Source organism: Micromonospora coerulea (genome assembly GCF_016598485.1).
Taxonomy (GTDB): Bacteria; Actinomycetota; Actinomycetes; order Mycobacteriales; family Micromonosporaceae; genus Micromonospora; species Micromonospora coerulea.
This window is the reverse complement of record NZ_JAEMUW010000015.1, coordinates 144690-163592: the sequence shown is the minus strand read 5'-3', so window position 1 is coordinate 163592 and position 18903 is coordinate 144690. Positions and strand designations below refer to the sequence as shown.

General features: G+C 74.0%; 17 protein-coding genes. 8 read left to right on the top strand and 9 right to left on the bottom strand.

Annotated features, from left to right (window positions below; genetic code table 11):
- Positions 1-75: 75 nt before the first annotated feature.
- A complete protein-coding gene (locus I8N68_RS20280) occupies positions 76-1248 on the bottom strand; it encodes a thiolase family protein (RefSeq protein ID WP_200212358.1) in 1173 nt (390 codons plus the stop codon).
- A 116-nt stretch (positions 1249-1364) separates the two neighbouring features.
- Here I8N68_RS20280 and I8N68_RS20275 point away from each other — a divergent pair, with 116 nt between their 5' ends.
- Positions 1365-1799, top strand: coding sequence for a PH domain-containing protein (locus tag I8N68_RS20275; RefSeq protein ID WP_200212356.1), 435 nt, complete (start codon positions 1365-1367; stop codon positions 1797-1799).
- 39 nt (positions 1800-1838) lie between these two features.
- Here I8N68_RS20275 and I8N68_RS20270 read toward each other — a convergent pair whose 3' ends face one another.
- Together I8N68_RS20270 and I8N68_RS20265 are read right to left on the bottom strand one after the other, a co-directional pair.
- Positions 1839-2789 (bottom strand): rhomboid family intramembrane serine protease, encoded by a 951-nt coding sequence (locus I8N68_RS20270; RefSeq protein WP_200212354.1) that lies wholly within the window; start codon positions 2787-2789, stop codon positions 1839-1841.
- Between the two features lie 25 nt (positions 2790-2814).
- Entirely contained in the window at positions 2815-3345 is a 531-nt protein-coding gene (locus I8N68_RS20265; RefSeq protein ID WP_200212352.1) for a peptidylprolyl isomerase, read from the bottom strand.
- An 84-nt stretch (positions 3346-3429) separates the two neighbouring features.
- Between I8N68_RS20265 and I8N68_RS20260 the strand changes: the two genes are divergently transcribed.
- Complete coding sequence (locus tag I8N68_RS20260; RefSeq protein WP_200212350.1) at positions 3430-4269, top strand: hypothetical protein; 840 nt, start codon at positions 3430-3432, stop codon at positions 4267-4269.
- A gap of 79 nt (positions 4270-4348) precedes the next feature.
- Here I8N68_RS20260 and corA read toward each other — a convergent pair whose 3' ends face one another.
- A complete protein-coding gene (gene corA / locus I8N68_RS20255; RefSeq protein ID WP_372433776.1) occupies positions 4349-5407 on the bottom strand; it encodes a magnesium/cobalt transporter CorA in 1059 nt (352 codons plus the stop codon).
- Between the two features lie 573 nt (positions 5408-5980).
- On the bottom strand, positions 5981-7075 hold the full coding sequence (locus I8N68_RS20250) for an aminotransferase-like domain-containing protein (RefSeq protein ID WP_200212348.1): 1095 nt from the start codon (positions 7073-7075) through the stop codon (positions 5981-5983).
- A gap of 198 nt (positions 7076-7273) precedes the next feature.
- Here I8N68_RS20250 and I8N68_RS20245 point away from each other — a divergent pair, with 198 nt between their 5' ends.
- Together I8N68_RS20245 and I8N68_RS20240 are read left to right on the top strand one after the other, a co-directional pair.
- A complete protein-coding gene (locus tag I8N68_RS20245) occupies positions 7274-8158 on the top strand; it encodes a 3'(2'),5'-bisphosphate nucleotidase CysQ (protein ID WP_200212347.1) in 885 nt (294 codons plus the stop codon).
- 101 nt (positions 8159-8259) lie between these two features.
- Positions 8260-9816: a glycoside hydrolase family 26 protein gene (locus I8N68_RS20240; protein WP_200212346.1), complete on the top strand. Its 1557-nt coding sequence runs from the start codon at positions 8260-8262 to the stop codon at positions 9814-9816.
- A 58-nt stretch (positions 9817-9874) separates the two neighbouring features.
- Here the strand turns inward: I8N68_RS20240 and I8N68_RS20235 are convergent, their stop codons facing one another.
- The 4 genes from I8N68_RS20235 to I8N68_RS20220 are packed head-to-tail and all read right to left on the bottom strand — an operon-like array spanning position 9875 to position 12865.
- Positions 9875-10789 carry a glycosyltransferase family 2 protein gene (locus I8N68_RS20235; RefSeq protein WP_200212345.1) on the bottom strand — a complete coding sequence of 305 codons (915 nt, stop codon included), beginning with the start codon at positions 10787-10789 and terminating at the stop codon, positions 9875-9877.
- On the bottom strand, positions 10786-11811 hold the full coding sequence (locus I8N68_RS20230; protein ID WP_307812895.1) for a sulfotransferase family protein: 1026 nt from the start codon (positions 11809-11811) through the stop codon (positions 10786-10788). Before I8N68_RS20230 ends, I8N68_RS20235 begins: the two co-directional genes overlap by 4 nt.
- Positions 11808-12392 carry a glycosyltransferase gene (locus I8N68_RS20225; RefSeq protein ID WP_307812894.1) on the bottom strand — a complete coding sequence of 195 codons (585 nt, stop codon included), beginning with the start codon at positions 12390-12392 and terminating at the stop codon, positions 11808-11810. Before I8N68_RS20225 ends, I8N68_RS20230 begins: the two co-directional genes overlap by 4 nt.
- Entirely contained in the window at positions 12389-12865 is a 477-nt protein-coding gene (locus I8N68_RS20220; protein WP_200212341.1) for a glycosyltransferase family protein, read from the bottom strand. The genes I8N68_RS20225 and I8N68_RS20220 overlap by 4 nt, the downstream gene beginning before the upstream one ends.
- A gap of 499 nt (positions 12866-13364) precedes the next feature.
- Here I8N68_RS20220 and I8N68_RS20215 point away from each other — a divergent pair, with 499 nt between their 5' ends.
- The 4 genes from I8N68_RS20215 to I8N68_RS20200 are packed head-to-tail and all read left to right on the top strand — an operon-like array spanning position 13365 to position 18887.
- On the top strand, positions 13365-15185 hold the full coding sequence (locus tag I8N68_RS20215) for a Wzz/FepE/Etk N-terminal domain-containing protein (RefSeq protein WP_200212339.1): 1821 nt from the start codon (positions 13365-13367) through the stop codon (positions 15183-15185).
- Positions 15182-16186: a DUF3048 domain-containing protein gene (locus tag I8N68_RS20210; protein WP_200212337.1), complete on the top strand. Its 1005-nt coding sequence runs from the start codon at positions 15182-15184 to the stop codon at positions 16184-16186. The genes I8N68_RS20215 and I8N68_RS20210 overlap by 4 nt, the downstream gene beginning before the upstream one ends.
- Entirely contained in the window at positions 16183-17670 is a 1488-nt protein-coding gene (locus tag I8N68_RS20205; RefSeq protein ID WP_200212334.1) for an O-antigen ligase family protein, read from the top strand. Before I8N68_RS20210 ends, I8N68_RS20205 begins: the two co-directional genes overlap by 4 nt.
- Complete coding sequence (locus I8N68_RS20200) at positions 17670-18887, top strand: hypothetical protein (protein ID WP_200212332.1); 1218 nt, start codon at positions 17670-17672, stop codon at positions 18885-18887. Before I8N68_RS20205 ends, I8N68_RS20200 begins: the two co-directional genes overlap by 1 nt.
- Positions 18888-18903: the final 16 nt, after the last annotated feature.

Here is an 18903-nt window from a genome sequence, read left to right as displayed (position 1 = left end):
ACCCAGCCAGACCAGCGACCAGGGCCGGACCCGGGACTCGACCGGGCCGGTCACCCGGGGCCGGATGGGGACCGGTCAGAGGAGCTCGACGATGGTGGCGTTGGCCATGCCGCCGCCCTCGCACATGGTCTGGAGGCCGTAGCGGATCCCGTTGTCCCGCATGTGCTGAAGCATGGTGGTCATGATCCGGGCGCCGGAGCCGCCGAGCGGGTGGCCGAGGGCGATCGCCCCGCCGCGCGGGTTGAGCCGCTCCGGGTCCGCCTCGGTCTCCGCCAGCCAGGCCAGCGGGACCGGGGCGAACGCCTCGTTCACCTCGTACACCCCGATCTCCTCGATGCCCAGCCCCGCGCGACGCAGCGCCTTCGCGGTGGCCGGGATGGGCGCGGTGAGCATGGCGACCGGGTCGTCGGCGGCGACCACGGCGGTGTGGATCCGGGCCAGCGGGCGCAGGCCGTGCCGGCTGGCCCACTCGCTGGTGGTGACGGCGAGCGCCGCGGCGCCGTCGGAGATCTGGGAGGCGGACCCGGCGGTGACCACGCCGTCGGCCCGGAACGGGGTGGCCAGCTCGCCGAGCTTGGCCAGCGAGGTGTCCCTGCGGATGCCCTCGTCGGCGGCGAACTTCCCACCGTCCGCCAGCGCCACCGGGGCGAGCTCCGGGTCGAACGCGCCGGCGTCCTGCGCGGCGGCGGCCTTCTCGTGGCTGGCCAGCGCGAACTCGTCGAGCTGGGCCCGGGAGAGGCGCCAGCGCTCGGCGATCAACTCGGCGCCGACGCCCTGGTTGAACGGGAGCGTGGAATCCGCGGCCACCCCCTCGACGCCCCGGTAGCGCTCCAGGATCTGGTCGCTGAACGGCATCCCGCCGGCCACGCTGGAACCCATCGGCACCCGGGTCATCGACTCCACGCCACCGGCGACCACCAGGTCGGCCTGACCCGACACGACGGTGGCGGCGGCGAAGTGCAGCGCCTGCTGGCTCGACCCGCACTGCCGGTCGACCGTGGTGCCGGGCACCGACTCCGGCCAGCCGGCGGCGAGCACCGCGTTGCGGGCGACGTTCCACGACTGCTCGCCGACCTGGGAGACGCAGCCCCAGACCACGTCGTCGACCTGACCCGGCTCGATGCCGGTCCGCTCGGCGAGGGCCCGGAGCACGTGCGCCGACAGGTCGACCGGGTGCACGCCGGCGAGGCTGCCCTTGCGCCGACCGACCGGGGTCCGAACCGCACCGACGATGACCGCGTCACTCATGTTTACTCCCCGGTAACCTGGCTGCTCCCGATCCTACGTCCTCACCGGCCGGCTCGTCCTCCCCCGGTCCCGCCGCGGTCCGGGCCGATCCCTCGGGCGGCTGGCATGCTGGGGCGGTGCAACCACCGTCGTCCCCCGCGCAGAAGTGGCGGGTACCGCCGATCCTGCCGGTGGCCAAGCTGGTCGGCGCGGTCGTCGTGCTCGGGCTCGGGCTGCTCTTCGCCGGCCCCGACCGGGTCCAGCCGGTGCTCGCCGGGCTGGTCGCCGCCGCACTGGCCGGCTGGGGGCTGCGCGACCTGCTGGCGCCGGTCCGGCTGGCCGTCGACCCGGACGGCATCACGGTGGCCCACGGCTTCGCCGGGCACCGTCGGCTCTCCTGGTCCGAGGTCGAGGCGATCACGGTGGAGCGGCGGACCCGCCGGGGGCTCACCGCGGAGACGCTGGAGATCGACGCGGGGGAGACGCTGCACCTCTTCGGCCGGTACGACCTGGACGCGGCACCGGCCGAGGTGGCCGAGGCGCTCCGGGCCGCGCAGGACGCCGCCCGCTGAGCGGTTCGCGCCGCCGGTCGCCGCGCCCTGAGCGGCGGGTCAGCCGCCGGTCAGCAGCCCGGTGCGGACCAGGGTCAGCCCGAGGAGCGCCACCAGCAGGATCGCGCCGCCGGCGGCCTGGAAGACGGTCCGCCGCATCCGCGGCGCGTACGCCAGGACCAGCGCCATCAGCGCGCCGGCGACCAGACCGCCCAGGTGGCCGGCGATGGAGATGCCCGGCACGGTGAACGTGAAGATCAGGTTGATCACCAGGATCGGCACGATGGCCGAGGTGTCCCGGCCGAGCCGCCGCATGATCACGAAGATCGCCGCGAAGAGACCGAAGATGGCGGTGGACGCGCCGACCGCCGTGCTGTTGGGCGCGCTGAAGAGATAGACCGCCACGTTGCCGCCGAGCCCGGCGATCAGGTAGAGCGCCAGGAAGCGCAGCGGGCCGAGCACCGCCTCCAGCGTCCGGCCGAGCACCCACAGCGCCCACATGTTCAGCAGCAGGTGCACCAGGCCGTAGTGCAGGAACATCGCGGTGACCAGCCGGTACCACTCGCCGGCGGCGATGCCGTGGGCCGCGCCGAAGTCGACGTACGAGGCGTAGCCGAGCACCCCACCCCACTGGGTCAGCGGGGTGGCGCCGCCCATCAGGCCGCCGAAGCCGGAGCCGCCGGCCGCCGCGTCCCCGCCCCGGTCCGAGGCGATGGAGAGCAGCATGACCAGCACGTTCAGCGCGATCAGCGCCTTCGTGACGTAGCCGTGGCGGCCGGCGGCACCGCCACCGAAGGCGGTACGCGCCGGCCGCACGCTACGGCGTCCCTCGCTGACGCAGTCCGGGCACTGGTGCCCGACCGCGGCCTCCCGCATGCACTCCGGACAAATCGGCCGGTCGCAGCGGCTGCACCGGACGTACGTCTCCCGGTCGCGGTGGCGATAGCAGACCGGGGTGGTCGGCACCGACCCGCCGGTCCCGTCACCCGCCTGCCCGGTGCGCTCAGTCATGCAGGCAAAGGTACCTGGGCGACGCTCAGACCGGCTTGCGCTCGATCTCGACGCGCTCGATGACCACGTCCTGCAGCGGCCGGTCGCTCGGGCCGGTCGGGGTGTTCGCGATCGAGTCGACGACCTTCGCCGACTGCTCGTCGGCCACCTGGCCGAAGATGGTGTGCCGGTTGTTCAGGTGCGGCGTCGGCGAGACCGTGATGAAGAACTGCGAGCCGTTGGTGCCCGGCCCGGCGTTCGCCATCGCCAGCAGGTACGGCCGGTCGAAGCGCAGCTCCGGGTGGAACTCGTCGGCGAAGGTGTAGCCCGGGCCACCGCGACCGGTGCCGGTCGGGTCACCCATCTGGACCATGAAGCCGCTGATCACCCGGTGCGAGATGGTGCCGTTGTAGTACGGCCCACTGCCCGGCTGACCGGTGCGCGGGTCGGTGTATTCGCGGTTGCCCTCGGCCAGGTCGACGAAGTTGCGGACGGTCTTCGGCGCGTGGTTCGGGAAGAGCTCCAGCCGGATCGGGCCAGCGTTGGTGTGCAAGGTGGCGTAGACAGCCTCGGCCACGGGTACTCCTCACTCGTTGGTCAGTTCCATGCGGATCCTCCCATGTGCCCGATCTGGCAGTGCGGAGGCATCCGAAGGTGGAGGATGACGGAGGAACAACTCCCAGGAGGTGGGACCGTGTTTGGAATCGGGCGGCGAAAGACCCAGGGGCAGCTGGCCAAGGCCGAGCTGAACCAGGGCATCGGTCACCTGAGGCAGGCCGCCACGTACGCGGCGAAGGGTGCCGGCGCCTCGGTCGGCCCGCGGGTCCAGGCAGCCCGGGGTGCCGTCGCGCCCACCGCGGTCATCGTGCGGGACCGGGCGTCGAGCGGGATGGCCTCGACGGTGGCGGCCCTCGCGCCGCTGGTCCTGGCCGTGCGCAACGCGCAGGCCGAGACCGCGGGGAAGGCCGTCACCGGTCGGAGGGCGGCTGCCGCCAAGCAGACCGCCATGAGCAAGAAGGTGAAGGCGAAGAACATGAAGGCCGCGAAGAAGAAGCAGAAGAAGTCGCGGGGCGGGATGATGACCGGGCTGCTGGCCGCGGGCACCGTCGCCGGCCTGGCCGGCGCGATGGCCATGCGCCGCCGCCGGGAACAGCAGGAGTGGGCCGAGTACGACCCGGCCGGCAAGCTGGACCCGATGCGGGAGGACGTGGACACCATCATGGTGGAGACGCCGGACCCGAGCGCGAAGGTGACCGACGCCTCGACCATGTCGAGCGGATCCGGCCTGGCCGGCGGCCCGACCGGCGCCGGCAGCTCGGCGGTGGCCGGCGGGGGCAGCGCCTCCACCACCACCCCGGGCGTCCAGCCGATGGTCAAGCCGAACGACCAGGTCCCCTCGGTCGCCGAGGGTGCCCGGGACGTCTCCGGCCGGCCGGCCGACGACATCAGCAGGGCGATGGAGAACGGCAAGACCGGCGCCAAGGCCAGCGGTCGCCGCTGACCGAGGACCACGGGAAAGCGCCGGCGTGCGGGGTCAGCCCCGCGCCGCCGGCGCTTCCGCGTGCCGGGCGGCGGGCCCGTCAGAGCCAGCCGTTGCGGCGGAACAGCCGGTACAGCGTGAACGACGAGGCCAGCATCAGCGCCCACACGCCCGGATAGCCGTACGTCCAGTCCAGCTCGGGCATGTACTTGAAGTTCATGCCGTAGATGCCGGCGATCGCCGTCCAGACCGCGCCGATCGCGGCCCACGCGGCGATCTTCCGCATGTCGTTGTTCTGGTCGACGGTGACCTGGGCCAGCCGCGCCTGGAGGATCGAGTTGAGCAGGTCGTCGTAGGAGTTGACCTGCTCGACGGTGCGGCTGAGGTGGTCCTGCACGTCCCGGAAGTAGCGCCGCACCTCCTGCGGCACCTCCCGGTTGACCTGCGAGGTGAGCGTCAGCAGCGGACGCTGCAGCGGCATCACCGCCCGCTTGAACTCCACCAGCTCCCGCTTCATCTGGTAGATCCGCTGGATCCGCCCGGTGCCCTGCCGGTCGAAGACGTCCGCCTCCAGCACGTCCAGGTCGTCCTCCAGCTGGTCGGCCACCTCCAGGTAGAGGTCGACCACCCGGTCGGTGACCGCGTAGGCGACCGCCCACGGCCCGTGCAGCAGCAGCTCCCGCTTCTCCTCCAGGCCGGCCCGGACCGGGGCGAGCCGGCAGGCGTCGCCGTGCCGGACGCTGATCAGGAAGTTCGGCCCGATGAAGAGCATCACCTGGCCGGTCTCGACCACCTCTGAGTTCTCGGTCAGCTCGGTGTGCTCGCAGTAGCGGGCGGTCCGCAGCACCAGGAAGGCGACCTCCCCGAAGCGCTCCAGCTTGGGGCGCTGCTGGGCCTTGACCGCGTCCTCGACCGCCAGCTCGTGCAGCCCGAAGGTCGCCGCGATCGCGGTCATCTCGTCCAGCTCCGGCTCGTGCAGGCCGAGCCAGACGAAGCCGTTGCGCTCCCGGCGGGCCGCCTCCAGCGCGTCGGCGTAGTGCCACTCGCCGGACTGGCGCTTCCCGTCGACGTAGAGACCGCAGTCCACGATCCCGCTGCGCCCGGGTCCGGCCGGCGCGGCCGTCCGGGGGGAGCCGTCGGCGTTGAGGATGCGGGTCATGGCGCGTACCGGCGCGGCCCAGGCACGCGGCCTGGGCGCCCGGCCGCCGTTCGGCGCCGCCGACTGGCCGCGCTCCATCCCGTCCGTCATCTCGCCCCCTCCCCTCGGTGCTGCGGCTTGCAGGTTACGCCGCCGAGGGCGATCCGCCGCGCCGGCCAGCGCGGGCCCCGGGCCCGCCGCGACGTGGGTCACTGGCCGGGTGCGGCGGGCGGATCGATGCCGGGTCGGGTGCGGAAGATCGATCACGGGGCGGATGCCGGTACGCCGGCGAGGCGGGGCCGGGGCCTGCCCCGGTCGCACACCCGGCCGGCCACCGACCGGGGTCGGTGGGGGCGCCGGGTGGGCCGGCCGCGTCAGGGGGGTGAGGGGCGACACGGCCCACCCGGCACCGTGGGGGCGGGAGTGATGCTGTCCGCGTCGGCGGTCCGGGCGGGGCGGAGGTGCCGCTTCCCGGCCGTCGGACCATCCGCCAGAGAAGGCGAATGACGCTCGCAGCATTGTGGGCCGCCGGCCGGCCCAGGGCGAGACCCGAGCCGGCAGACGTCGGCCAACTGTCGGAAACCCGACAGAAAATCAGCCCCGGACGGCCGCCATCGCCTCCGCCAGCCGGCCCACACCCTCATCGATTCGGTCCGCGGTCACCGCGGAGAAGGCCAGTCGCAGCGCGTGCCGGCCCCCCTCGAGCACGAAGTCGCTTCCCTTGACCACCGCCACGCCCCGCTCGGCCGCGGCCGGAGCCAACCGGTCGACCTCGACGTCCTCCGGCAGCTCCACCCAGAGAAAGTAGCCGCCGTCCGGCTCGACGAACCGGGCCTCGGGGATGTGCCGGCGCAGCGACTCGGCGAGCACCCGGGCACGCTCACCCAGCGCGGTCGACACGTTGCGGATCGAGCGCTCGATGTCCCCCGAGACGCAGAACTGGTGCACGATCGCCTCGGAGACCATGCCGGGCGAGATGTACAGGCTGGTGGCCTTCTTCGCGATGTTGGCGATCAGGTCGGTCGGGCCGATCAGGTAACCGACCCGGACGCCCGGGCAGACCGTCTTGGTGAAGCTGGAGGCGTGCACCACCACGCCCCGGCTGTCCATGGAGAGCATCGACGGCAGCGGCTCACCCCGGAACCGGATGTCCGCGTACGGGTCGTCCTCGAAGACGGTGAACTCGTACTCGGCGGCCAGTTCGAGCAGCTCCCGGCGCTTCTCCAGGGAGAGCGTCACGCCGGCCGGATTCTGGTAGTTCGGGATGACGTGCGCCAGCCGCGGCCGCACCCCCGACTCGAGCAGCTTGCGCAGCTCCGCGGTGTCCAGGCCGTCCGGCTGGACCGAGACGCTGTGGATCTCGCTGCCCATCTTCTGCAGGTTGAGCAGCGTCCGGTCGTACGTCGGGCGCTCCACGACGACCGCGTCGCCGCGCCGGACCAGGTGGTCGAAGAGGAAGGCGTCGGCCTGGAGCGAGCCGTTGGTGATCAGCACCTGGTCGATGTCGACGCCGTGCTTCTCCGCGATCCACTTGCGCAGGGGCGGGTAGCCGACGGAGGTGCCGTACGCCGTGATCCCGGCGGGGTCGGCGTCGAAGGCGCGGACGGCGGCGGCCTTGAGCCCCTCGACATCCACGATGTCCAGCGAGGGAGCGCCACGGGCGAAGGAGATCAGCTGCTCGGCGGTCATGCGCACGAGCCTAGGGCCTGGTCCTGCCGGTCCGGCCGGCATACACGCGAAGTTCAACATGCGGGCAGTCGAACCGTCCACCTGGGCCGGCCGAGATCCGAGACGGGCTCGCGACCGGTCGCCGGTCGGACCGTACGCTGGCCGGAAGATCGCAGGCGACCCGAGGATTGCAGGTCGCTGTCGGACCAGGACGAGGTGGTGGCGCACGTGACCCAGGACGGAACCGGTCAGCTCGACGACCAGGCCTTCGCGGAGTGGCTGGCCGGGCGGGCGGGTGAGGCGCTGACCGCCCTGCGGGCCCAGCACGGCTTCGCGGACCCGGCCGCCCTGAAGGACGCCGGTGACCGGGCCTCACACGAGCTGATGACCACCGCGCTGGCCCGGTGGCGGCCCGCGGACGCGGTGCTCTCCGAGGAAGAGGCCGACGCCCGGCGGGCCTGGGCCGCCGGGGAGGGCGACGCCCCCGCCCGGCTCAACGCCGACCGGGTCTGGATCATCGACCCGCTCGACGGCACCCGGGAGTTCTCCGAGGCCGGGCGGACCGACTGGGCGGTGCACGTGGCGCTCTGGCAGCGGTCGGCCGGTCCCGACGGCCGGCTGGTCGCCGGCGCGGTCGGCATGCCGGCACGGACCACCCTGGACGGTGCGCCGCTGATCCTCGGCACCCGCTGCCCGACTCCGAACCCGGTGGACGGCCCGCTGCGCATCGCGGTGAGTCGCAGCCGACCACCCGCCTTCGTCGGCGAACTCGTCGAGCTGCTCGACGCCCGCGCCGTGCCGATGGGCTCCGCCGGCGTCAAGGTCTGCGCGGTGGTGACCGGCGAGGTCGACGCGTACGTCCACGCGGGCGGCCAGTACGAGTGGGACTCGGCCGCGCCGGTCGCCGTCGCTCTCGGCGCCGGGATGCACGCCTCCCGGATCGACGGCTCGCCACTGCGCTACAACCGGGCCGACCCGCGCCTGCCCGACCTGCTGGTCTGCCGCCCCGAACACGCCGGGCGGCTGCTCGACGCGATCGGCCGGACCGGGGTCGAGATGCCCGCTTCGACCGTCACCGGCAGCACCGGTGAGGCGTTCGGCTGAGTGTCACGGTACCCATGGCCCAGGTGACCGGGGGATAGTGTCGGGCGGGAAACATCTCCGACCTACCGCCCCAGACGGGCCGCCGCCAGCCAGGGAGGGTCATGCCGGCCGAGCGAGACCAGCACAGCGTCGTCGGATCGTCACAGCCGACCGGCCTCTGGCCGGGGCAGGACATTCCCCGCCAGCAGGGCGACCCGGCCGCCGCGCCGGCCCTGCCGTGGCCGGACGCCCGCCACCCGGCGCACCCCGACGCCGTACGGACGGAGGCCGCCGGGTCGGCGCTGCCCTGGCCCCGGGGCGGGGAGCCGACCGGTCCCGTCGCCACGGACGTCCGCCCCGAGCAGGGCTGGGCGGACGCCGGACACGCGGACCCCGGGTACCCGGACGTCGCCGACCCGGAGCAGGGCTGGCCGGACGCCGGCCACCGGACGGTTCCCGGCCCGGCGCAGCCGTGGCCCGGCGACACCCGGGCGACGCCGCCGGAGCCGACGCAGCCGTGGCCCGGCGACGCCGGGTCGGTCCCGCCGGTGGCGGGTGGCCCGGACCAGCGGTGGCCCGGCGCCACGCCGCCGCCCGCACCACCGGCCAGCCCCCGGCGCCGCTGGCGGCTGGCCGTGGCGGCGGCCGTGACCATCGCCGTGGCCAGCGGCGGGGTGGCCGTGGCCACGCTGCGCGAGCCCGATCCGGCGCCACCGCAGGCCGGCGCGACGCAGCCCGCTCCCGCCCCGACCGGGGCGCCCGCCCCGGGAACGGGCGCGCCCTCGGCCGACCCGAGCGGGGTGGCCGGGCTCGGCGGCCGGCCGGCCAGCGCCACGCCCTCCGCCTCCGCCTCCGCGGCGCGGGGCCCGGCGTTCACCGGCACCCGGCAGACGCTGCCCGGCGCCTCCATCGCCGTGCAGAGTGGTGAGACGTTCACCCAGGCGCTGGCCCGCTCGGACCGGACCTTCGGCAAGCTGCGGATGGCCCGGGTCTTCTACCCCGGGCTCCCGCCGGCCTGGAACGGCAGCCGGGCCGACGTCGTGGACCGGACCGTCGTGGTCTCCTTCAAGGCGTCGCCGCAGGAGGTCAACTCCGGCAAGTACGACTCGCGGCTGGCGTCCTGGTTCGCCTCGATCCCCCGCGACCACAACGTGTACTGGTCGTACTTCCACGAGCCGGAGGACGACGTCGAGCGGGGCGCCTTCACGGCCGCCGCGTACAAGTCGGCCTGGCGCCGGATCGCCGGCCTGGCCAACCGGACGGGCAACCCCAACCTGATCAACACGGTCATCCTGATGTGCTGGACGCTCGACCCGAAGTCCGGCCGGAACTTCGACGCCTTCTACCCCGGCGGCGACCTGGTCGAGACGCTCGGCTGGGACTGCTACAACTGGGGCGTCAAGTGGAAGCGGTACGCGTCCCCGCAGGAGATCTACGGCCGCATGATCAGCAAGTCCCGGGCGCTGGGCAAGCCCTGGGGCGTGGCCGAGACCGGCAGCGACCTGGTACCCGGCGACTCCGGCACCGGGCGGGCCACGTGGATCCGCGCGATGGCCAGCTACCTCAACGGCCAGCGACCGGAATTCGTGGCGTACTACAACCAGGTGGTCAGTCAGGGTGACTTCCGCCTGCAGGACGCGCCGAGCATCCAGGCCTGGCGGTCGTTCTGCGTGGCCTGACCGGACAGCACGGCAGACGGGCGGGCGCCCTGCGGGTCACCCGCCCGTCTCCGTTCGCTCAGATGCCCCGGCCGCGCTTGTGCAGCGTGCGCAGCACCCGGTCGGCCTGCACCGCGCGGCTCGCCACCGCGAGCGCCAGGTAGGCGCGCGGCTCCTTCGGATTGCGGGCCAGGGTGCGCCGCGCCCACCGGACGGCGTCCCGCCGGTTGCCCATCGCGGCCTGCGCGAAGGCGATCTGGCCGGCCACCCGGGCCTCGCCGTGCGGCACCGTGGCGAACTCCGGGTAGCGCCGCAGCAGCCACTGCAACGCGGTCGAGATGGTCTCCCAGCGCTGCGCGAAGTACGACCGCTTGTGCCACCGGACCAGCACGTACGGGCTGTCCACGTTGACCAGCGGGGCGTACCGGGCGGCCCGGAGCAGGAACTCGTAGTCCTCCGCGTAGCTGCCCGGGATCTGCTCGTCAACCAGCCCGATCCCGTCGACCAGCGCGGCCCGCCGGATCAGGAAGGTCGACGGGTGCAGTTCGGTGAGCCGGTCCCGCAGCAGCGCCTCCAGCGAAACCCGGGAACGGTCCAGCGACCGGTCCACCGTCCGGTCGTCGTAGCTGACCCGGATGCCGCAGCTCACCAGCGCCCCGTCCGGGTGCACGTCGAGCGCGCCCAGTTGGGCGGCGAGCTTGCCCGGCAGCCACTCATCGTCGTCGTCGCAGAACGCGACCAGGTCGCCGGTGGCCGCCTCGATGCCGGTGTTCCGCGCCCCGGCCAGCCCGGGCGAGCGGGTGTTGGTGATGACCCGGACCCGACGGTCGCCGTGGTCGGTCTCCAGCGACCGGTCCGGCTCCGACTGGTCGTAGACCACGATGGCCTCGATCGGACCGGGGTGCGCCTGGCTGAGGATCGCGTCGAGCGCCGCGCGCAGCAGCTCCGGACGGTCCCGCGTCGGCACGACGACGGAAATGCTCGGACCGGTCACTGCGTGTCTCCAGTTCTCGACTGCTCCACGGAATCGGGTTCCGCCTGGCCCAGGTAGCCGTACCGGACCCGCAACGGCAGCGTGGCCAGGCTGACCACGGCCCGGCTGCGCCGGGGCAGCCGGGTACGCCACGCCTCGTCCCGGCGCACCCGCAGCGGGCCACCGCTGAACCGCAGCGGATTGCCGGCGACGCTGTGCACCCGGACCGGCGCGGCCGGCTCCAGGTCCCCGCGCGGCGTGAGACGTGCCGAGCTGGAGTCGTCGCCGGTGAGGATGCGCAGCGCCGCCGGGTCGTCCGGCAGGCCGGCGAACTCGCGGAGCCGGCGCACGGTGCCGGCGGGGTCGGCGGTGAAGTCCTCGTAGCGCAGCCGGAGCACCGCCGCCCGGGACGCCAGCAGGTGGAACGCGGCGTTCTGCGCGGTCCACAGCTTGCTCACCTCGAACGGGGAGAACGTCGGCATGAAGTCCTCGCCGTCGACCACCTCGGGCCGCCTGACCTGCTTGCCCCAGGAGTACGCCACCGCACGGCTGTCCCGGACCAGGTGCAGCACCCGCAGGTCGAGCCCCTCGGCCCAGCGCAGGGCGAACGCCAGCGAGGCGTGCTTGCTGGAATCCACCACCACGCTGGCCCCGGTCACCGCGGTGGCCGCCTGGTAGATGCGGGTGTAGAGGTCGGCGTACCGGCGGACGTCGGCGAGCTCCGCCCCGTCGAGCGAGCCCTTGGCCAGCCGGGGGATGTGCCGGGTCCGGTCGACCCGGTCCTTGAGCGCGAGCACGTCGTCCCGGTCCACCGCCGACCAGCCGCCGAAGGCGCGCTCACCGACCTGCTGCCAGAACGGGCAGGCGGTGAAGCGTTCGCCGCAGCCGCACCGCTCGTCGGCGCCGAGCGCCCGCTCCCAGAGGTGGACCACCTCGCCCACCGCGCAGACGTCCGGGCTCTGCGCGAGGAGCAGTTCGAGCAGGGTGGAGCCGCTGCGCCCCAGGCCGCCGACGAACAGCACCCGGGGCTTCTCGGCGGTCACCGGCGCCACCCGCCGGTGCGCTGGCGTACCCGCCGGGCCACCAGGTCGTCGACGACCTGACCGACCCGGGCCACCGCCTCGGCGCGCGGGTCCGGCCGGTCCGGGTCCGCCGCGAGCACGAACCGGCTCGGCTCGGCCAGCCCCTCGTCGAGGGCGGCGACCAGCTCGGCCTCGGACTCGCAGAGCCGGACCAGTCCGGCCGCGCCGAGCCGCCGGGCGAAGAGCTGCTGGTGGTTGTCGACGTGCTCCTGGCGGGTCGGGTCGCGGGGCACCACGATCGGCAGGTGACCCGTGCGGCGCGCCTCGGTGATGGTGGCCGGGCCACCGTGGCTGATCACCAGCGTGGCCTCGGCCATCGCCCGCTGGAGCTCCTCGTGACCGAGGAACGGGGCGGCCTCGGGCAGGCGCGGGGCGCGACTGTGGCCGTACTGGAGGACGAGGCGGACGTGAGACCGGTCGGCGTGCCAGCGTTCCAGCCACTCCACCAGGCGGTCGAAGTGGTGCACGTCGGTGCCGACGACGGCCAGCACGTACGGCGCCGGAGTCCGGCGGTCGTACTGCCGGGGGATGTTGGCGGTCACAGCAGGTTCCCCACGACGGTCGCCTCCGGGTACATCCGGCGCTGCTCCTCCCACTGCACGAGCATCGCGGAGAGGAACGGGCGGCACAGCCGGGCGGTCAGCGTCGCGCTGTCGATCCGGTCGTACACCTCGATGTAGACGGTCGGGACCCGGCGGAGCCGGGCCGCGACGACGAACGGCAGGGCCACCCCCGCGCCGGTGGTGACCACCGCGGCCACCCGGCGGCGGCGCATCACGCGCAGCGCCAGGAAGGCGTTGCGGACCAGGTTGCGCAGGTTCCGGGTGGTGGGGTGGTGGGCCCACACCACGTCCTCGCCGTCGAGCAGCGAGCGGGCGTCCGGGGTGTCGAACGTGACCCACGCCCGATCCCGCTCCCGGTACCACGGTTCGAGCGCCAGCAGCTGCGCGAGATGCCCGCCGCTGGAACCGACCAGCAGAACCTGACCCGAGCCCTCGGTTGACCCGCCTACCAACGTTCCTCCCCCGTCCGGTGCGATCGCGCCCGGATTTTCGTGAATGACCCCCGGCCGCGCCATGACAACCTATCGGCGCGGGGGTGGACAACTGAAGTGGCCGTTGGACCGATCCGCCGCCACCGGTCGGCCCGCGTCCACCGGACCAGGCCCGCCGGCTCCGACCGCCGCTGACCGGCCCGGCGGCAGGCGAGGTCGGCAGGGCTCGGGGCCGCCGCACCCAAACGGGTCGGGAGTGTGTCAGGATTCGGTCACCGGCCCCGGGCCGAGGTGTCGACGTGGACGCCGGGACCGGGGCAGGGCGGCGGGGAGAGCGGAACCCCGCCGAATGGTCAGGCGGGGTCGGCCACATCTACGCGGGTCGCCTACACCTGGGCATGCTTACCGGAACGGGAGCAGACTTTCCCTCATCGTTCGGATCGGGGACACTCAAAGCCACGGTCCGGTCCAGCTGCGCCGTGGACTGCCCGGCTCGGTCGAAAGGGAGCGACAGACTCTGATGCCCTCACCCCACCTGGCCGAGAGCGACTCGGACGGACCCGTCCTGATGGCCTACCTGGGCTGGCTCCGCCGCCGCTGGTGGATCCTGCTCCTGGCGGCGGTCCTGGGCACGGCCGGCGGGCTGGCGGTGAGCCAGCTCCAGCACGCGCGGTACACGTCGACCACGTCACTGCTGGTACGCCCGATGGGAACCGGCTCGGACAGCAACCCGAACGCCAAGGTGAACCTCGACACCGAGGCGCAGGTGGTCCGCTCGCTCGTCGTCGCCGACAAGGCGCGCACCCTGATGAAGAGCACCACGGCGCCGGACCAGCTGCTCCAGTCGGCGACGGTCACCGTGCCGCCGAACAGCCAGGTCCTCCAGGTGGCGTACGAGGCGGACAGCCCCGCCCAGGCCCAGGCCGGGTCGCACGCCTTCGCGCAGGCGTACCTCGACCTGCGCAAGGCCACCGCTCAGAAGACCCTGGACAACGAGATCGCCTCGCTGAATCAGCAGAAGGCGGACGTCACCAAGCAGCTGACCGCGGTCGCCGGGCGGATCGCGGCGGCGCCGGCCAACTCGGTCGACCGGGAGCGGGCCGAGGCCGACCGGAGCGTGCTGACCAACCAGCTCGCCTCGCTGAACAACCGGCTCAGCCCGCTGCTCTCCACCGACACCGACCCGGGCGAGATCATCTCCGACGCCCGGCTGCCGAGCAGCCCCAGCTCGCCGAACCGGACCCTGAACCTGGCCAGCGGGATGGGTGCCGGCCTGCTGCTGGGCATCGTGCTCGCGCTGCTGCTGGACCGGCTCGACACCCGGGTCCGCCGGGGCCGGGACATCACCGACCGGGTCGGGCTGCCGCTGCTGCTGGAGGTTGCGCCGCGGATCTCCACGCTGGCGTTGCTGCCGGCGACCCACAAGGTCTCCCGCGAGCTGGGCCGGCTGCGCAACGTGCTGCTCTCCGCCGTGCCCCAACCCGCCGAGGCCGGCCGGGGCCGTCAGCTCCTGCTCTGCGACGGCTCGGCCGGCACCGCCGCCGGGTTCGTCGCCGCGAACCTGGCCGCCGCGTACGCCCGCACCGGCCAGCAGGTCGCCCTGATCACCACCAAGCCGGACTCGGCCCTGACCGCGATCACCGGGGTCGCCGAGGGCCGGCACAGCCTGGCCGCGGTTCTCCGCCGGGACGTCCCGGCGCTGAAGGCGCTGGCCCCGGTCCCGGGGCTGGGCCAGCTCCGGGTGCTGGTCCCCGGCGACCTCGACGCGGACATCGAGCTGCCGGTGGCCGCGCTGCTGGAGATCCTCAACGAGCTGTCCGCCCGCTTCGACCACGTGCTGATCGAGACGGCCCAGCCGACCCTCGCGGTCGAGGCGCAGGCGCTGGGCCGGTACGTCGACGCGGTGATCATGGTGGCCGAGGCCGGCCGGACCCACAGCGGCGAGCTGACCGCCGCGCTGCGCCAGTTCGAGCAGGTCGACGCCCCGGTGATCGGTGCCGTGCTCGTCCCCCGGCTGCCCGCCCCGGCGGGCGGCGCCGCGCCGAGCAAGCCGGCCGCCCCGGCCAACCGGCCCAAGCCCCGGCCGCCCCTCGGCCCGACCGCCGGTGCACCGTCGGTGGAGTCGACCATGGTGCTGCCCCGGATGAAGCCGTCGCCGTCGGGCGCCTCCGCCGGCACCGCGACCCCGGGGGGCGCCTCCGGTTCGGCCAAGCCGGCCGGTCCGCTGCCGATGACCGGCACCGGGCTCGGCAGCACCTACCGGTCGCGGGGCGACGGCGCGGGCACCGACGGCCCGACCCGGAGCAGCTACGCCCTCGACTCCGGCGAGGACCTGGGGTGAACCGCCGGCAGATGCTGCGCGCCGCCCTCGCCCCGGCCCTCGTGGTCGGCTTCGGCACGGCGTGCAGCGAACCCCAGCCCGCCGGCGGCACCGACGTGGTCGACCCGGGCGCCGCGGCGGCGACCCCCGCCCCGAGCCCGACCCCGAGTCAGCCTGCGGCGCCCCTGACCGGCCTGCCGGTCAGCGCCGCGCCGGTGGCGACCCGGCAGGCGCTCGCCGTGCCGATCCGGGTCACCCCGTCGACCGCACCGGCCGGCCTGGGCTCGGCCGATCTGGTGTACGTCGAGTTCGCCGAGTCCGACTCCCTGCACCTGACGGCGGTGTTCCAGTCCCGGGACGCCACCAAGATCGGTCCGGTCACCGAGATTCGCCCGGTGGACTTCCGCTCGGCGGGCGTGCTGCGGCCCTTCGTCGGCTACGACGGCGGCCCGACCGGCTTCCTCAGCCAGTTCGAGAAGTCCGGGCTCGCCGGGATCACCCCGGCCGACGACGGCGACAAGGTCTTCGCCTCCGACTACACCTCGACCGCCGCGCTCTGGAAGGCCGCGCCGAAGGGTGGCCAGCCGCCCACGCCGGTCCTCGACTACGCCACCGCCGGCGCCGCGCTGGCCGGGCGGGACCTCGTCCCGGCCCGGGAGCTGACCGTCGCGGTCTCCGGCGGCCCGCCGATGGTCTGGCGGTACGACGAGCAGAAGTCGGTCTGGGTCGGCAAGGTCGGCACGGCGACGGTCACCGCCGCCTCGGTGATCGTGCTGACCATGGAGTACCGGACGCTGGACGTCCGCAATCCGTCGCCGCGCTCCCTGCCGTCGGCCACCGTCTTCGGCGAGGGCGCCGTCCTTGCCGTGTCCGGCCCGTCCAGCGCGCGGGGGACGTGGCGCAAGCCCGGCCAGCAGCTGGTCTGCAACGTCGCCGACCTGGGCGGCGACCTGCTGCACCCGCAGCCCGGCAACGCCTGGGTGATCTACGCGCCGACCAGCGCCAAGGTCACCGTTAAATGAGTACGGCCACCCCGCACCGCACCGCCCGCGGCTCCGCTCCCGTCGGCGGGGATCTTCCCCGGCCCGGCACCACCCGGCTCGCGCCGGCGCCGATCCGGCCTCGGGGCCGGTCGTTGCGGCTGCCGGCGGGGTGGCCGTTGACGGCGCTCTTCGTGCTCTACCCACTGTGGTGGGCGCTCGGGGTGTCCACGTTCATCTTCGTGATCCTGGCGGTGCCGATGGTGGTGCAGCTGCGCCGCCGCGGCCCGGTACGGGTGCCGCCCGGGTTCGGGATCTGGCTCGTGCTGCTGCTCTGGGTGCTGCTCTCGGCGCTGATGCTCGACCTCGCCGCGCCCAACACGCTGGCCCCGACGGGCGGCGGCCGCTACATCGGCTGGGCCATCCGGCTCGCCAACTTCCTCGCCATGACCGTGGTCATGCTCTACGTGCTCAACCTGCGCGAACGGGAGCTGCCCCAGCGGCGAGTGGTCCGGCTCTTCGGCTTCATGGCCGTCGTCGTGGTGATCGGCGGGTACCTCGGCTCGCTCTTCCCCACCTTCAGCTTCGTCGCGCCGCTGCGCTTCGTGCTGCCGGACTCCATCGCCAGCCAGCCCTTCGTCGCCTCGCTGATGGACGTGGAGTTCGCCCAGGTCCAGCAGGTGCTGGAGGGCGAGGCCAGCTCGCCGCGGCCCTCGGCCCCGTTCGAATACACCAACTCGTGGGGCGAGAACACCGCGATCCTGCTGATCTGGCTGCTGGTCGGCTGGGTGGTGCTGGGCCGGCCGGTGCGCCGGTTGCTGGGCATCGCGATCGCGCTGGCGGCGATCTTCCCGATCATCTACTCGCTCAACCGAGGGCTCTGGATCGGCCTGGGCATCTCCGCCGTCTACGTGGCGATCCGGCTGGCGCTGCGCGGCCGGATGGCGGTGCTCGGCGGGCTGGCCCTCGCGGTCGGGATGATCGGCATCCTGATCATCGCCACCCCGCTCGGCAAGACCTTCGACGAACGCCTGCAGAACGGCCACAGCGACGACATCCGGACCACCCTCTCGGAGGGCGCGGTCAGCGCGGCGAACCACTCGCCCGTCCTCGGGTACGGCGGCAACCGGGCGCTGATCGGCAGCAACCGGTCGATCGCGATCGGCAAGTCCGACGACTGCAAGCAGTGCGGCAACCGGGAGCTGGGCAGCAACGGCCAGCTCTGGGCCCTGCTCGTCGGCCAGGGGTACGTCGGCGCGTTCTGCTACAGCGCCTTCTTCCTCTACAGCCTCTGGCGGTTCCGGCACGACCACAGCGCGATCGGCATCGCTGGCAGCCTGGTGTTGATCCTGATGCTCTTCTTCCAGTTCACCTACGGGGCAATGGAAGCCACCCTCGCCTACGGCCTGATCTCGGTCGCCCTGCTCGCCCGCAACGACCGGCTGCGCCGGGCCGTCGCGCCGGCGCCGCCCAGGAGCACCGTGGGCGGGTTGCGGGCCCGAATCGAAGCAGCCGGTGACCGCTGATGGTGTTCCGTGTTCCCCCGGACGGCGACGGCCGGTCCGCGTACCTCGGTGAGCTGGCCGGGCTGATCTGGCCCGCGCCGGCCGAACCGGCGCTGAGCCGGGGCGGGCGGGGCGGCTGGGTGGTGGTGCCGTCGGCGGCCCGGCCGCGGCTGCTGGTGCCCACCGGGTCGCCCCGGGCCGCGGCGAGCGCCGTCCGGCACTCCACCGAGGCGGTCGGCCGGAAGGCGAAGCTGGTCCGGCAGGGGCTGGCCACCGCGTTCCGGCTCGGGCTGGGGCCGCTGGTGTTCCGCGACCGGTTGGTGGTGGAGGACGCGGCCGGCGGCACGCTCGACGCGCACCTGGCCGAGGTGCTGGCCGCCCCGGCGCTGGTCAGCATGCACATCGGGCCGGCCCGGGCGAACCGCAAGCCGGTGCTGCAACTGCTCGACCCGGACGGCCGGGCGCTCGGGTACGCGAAGCTGGGCGTCGACCCGCTCACCCGGACCCTGGTCGACGTCGAGGCCGCCGCGCTGCGCCGGCTCGCCGACCTGCCGCTGGGCCCGGTGACCGTGGCCGGCGTGCTGCACCACGGCGACTGGCACGGGCACGCGCTGCTGGTGCAGGAGGCACTGCCGGTGCGGCTGCCCCGGGCCGATCCGGCCGCCGCCGAGGCGGCGGAGCGGGCGGCGATGGTGGCGGTGGCCGGCTGTCTCGGGGTACGGCGGCGGTCGTACGCCGGGAGCGGGCACGCGGCCCGGCTGGCCGAGGCGATCGACGACCTGGGCGCGCGGCCGGAGGCCGGACGGCTGCACGCGGTGCTGAAGAGCGTCGCGGACGCCGACCCGACGGTGGCCTTCGGCGCCTGGCACGGCGACTGGAACGGCGGCAACAGCGCCGCGCTCGCCGACGGCCGGGTGCTGGTGTGGGACTGGGAACGGTTCGAAGGCGACGTGCCGGCGGGCTACGACGCGCTGCACCGCGCGGTGCAGACCGCCATCGGCCACGACGGCGTGGAACCGACGGCGGCGGCCCGGGCGTTGATCGAGGGCGCGGCGGGCACGCTGGCGCCGTTCAACCAGGACGGCCGGGACGCCGACCTGGTCGCCGTGCTGTACCTGGTGGAGCTGGCCGCGCGCTATCTGCGGGACCGGCAGGCGGAGGCGGGTGCCCGACTGGGGCACGTCGACGCCTGGCTGCTGCCGGCCGTCGAGGAGCACCTGGCCCGTCGGGCCCGGTGAGAGTGAGGAGTGGGGA